The organism is Yersinia aldovae ATCC 35236 (genome assembly GCF_000173735.1).
GTDB classification, from domain to species: domain Bacteria; phylum Pseudomonadota; class Gammaproteobacteria; order Enterobacterales; family Enterobacteriaceae; genus Yersinia; species Yersinia aldovae.
Genome location: NZ_ACCB01000089.1, coordinates 1 through 1,713 on the forward strand (window position 1 = coordinate 1; position 1,713 = coordinate 1,713).

Here is a 1,713-nt window from a genome sequence, read left to right on the forward strand (position 1 = left end):
AATATGAATAGTGTTGAATCTTTTGGTAACAGCCAGGTCATGAATAGGTTGTGGGATGATGAAGAGATCAAAAACGTTGATATCTCTTTCCATCATCAGAACCCCGGTGACCAGCACTATGGTGATGTTTAGATAAAGAATAAAATGTACTGCGTGAGCAATGAATCGGGTGATTCCAGTGGTGTTAATCTCTTCCGGTTTTTCTGACACAAAGTAGAAATACAACCGAATGATGAACACAGGGATCAACAGCGTTGTTAGCGAAACATTGATAAACCCGGTTAACGTCTTCAGTTCAGGAGATACATTGAATAATCCGACGTAAAACCCGGAAATTGTGGCCCAAATGATAACCAATGCAGAAACCCAGTGTAAGATCACTTGCTGCCAAGAATATTTTTTTTTCATTTTTATTTCCGATTAAAAAAATGCCCTATACAAGCGGCAAACGAGGCGTTAACTATTGAGTACGTATTAACTAAGTTAAATTTATTGGTGCAAGCTATAAATGAATAATGTTAGAGGGTGTTATTCAATGCTGCTTACTCTGCCGTACTTCAAATACAGTTTAACCAAGTTGGTTATAGAATTGAATTAGGTGGACTCTCCAATTGTTGTGGGAGTTATCCTAGAATTAACGTATTTTTCTAAATGACCAATGTCATCTTGATAATATGTAGAGCGGGGAATGAAAATATTGTTATTTTTAGAGCTAATTAACCCTATTCTGGATAGATATTATTTAGGTTGAATTATGAGCTGTTGAGGAATTAAATAGTTCTAAATACACTCCGGCCATCTTTAAAGTTACAACGGTGTTAATCGCGTTCATGACTTGGCCGAACCATGAACCGTGCTTCTACGAGGTTGTGGCTTGCCGCGGCCCTACATTTTGAAATCTATTGCGATATAAAGGCTCGATATGAATCAGCAATATGCCCTGAGTGTGCCACCCAGACAGAATAATTGCTTTCATTTTTCGAACCCCGGCAGTGACTCCGGGGGAATTTATTTTTTTATGTCACTGTTCTTGAGCAGTGCATAAAACTGATCGAGTGTTTGTTGCAGATGATGCAGGCTGTCAGCGTTTTCAAGGGCCTCACATAGGGCGACCTGTTCAGGTGTGCCAAAGAGTTGACACAATCCCAGCATTTTATGGCCGATTTTCTGTGCGGCACCAAGATCACCCTCTTTTATAAGCGCTTCAATATGGCCAAGATAATCACGTACACTGGCGTAAAATCGTGCGCTGAAGGTGGTGTCAGTCATGTTTTCTTTCCTCAGAAGTGAAATAGTCACGTATCAACTGCTGCCATTGTTCGCGTGCAATGGGTTTTTGCAGCAGGTAATCCATGCCGACTTCGCGCGCACGCTGCGCATCTTCTGCTTTCAATGAGGCAGACTGACCGATAATCAGTATCGGCTCCGAGGTATCCTGCATCAGTTTTCTCAGGTGGCGAACCAGTTCAAAACCGTCGCTCTCATCCAACCGGCAGTCGGTAATAATAATAGTATGTTGGTGCTGCAACCAGCTCTGATAAGCCTGTTGAGTGTTCGCTACGGCATCAACCTCAAAGCCCATACTGCTAAACAGCTCATGTTGAACTTCCAGCAGCAGTGGCTCATCCTCCACCATCAAAAGACGCCGTGACTCTGTAATAGCGCAGGGGGAATTCACCTCGGGAGTCTCATTGGTGCTCTCCAGCGATTGCT

At 42.7% G+C, this 1,713-nt stretch carries 3 protein-coding genes; all 3 read right to left on the reverse strand.

The window, feature by feature from the left end; translation table 11 throughout:
• Nucleotides 1-408, reverse strand: a 408-nt coding sequence (locus tag YALDO0001_RS19275; protein ID WP_004705628.1) for a cytochrome b, incomplete at its 3' end; no start/stop codon positions are given.
• Between the two features lie 600 nt (nucleotides 409-1,008).
• A complete protein-coding gene (locus YALDO0001_RS19280; protein WP_042840644.1) occupies nucleotides 1,009-1,269 on the reverse strand; it encodes an Hpt domain-containing protein in 261 nt (86 codons plus the stop codon).
• Nucleotides 1,262-1,713: response regulator (locus YALDO0001_RS19285; protein ID WP_157132010.1), on the reverse strand; the 452-nt coding region annotated here is incomplete at its 5' end. The genes YALDO0001_RS19280 and YALDO0001_RS19285, both read right to left, overlap by 8 nt.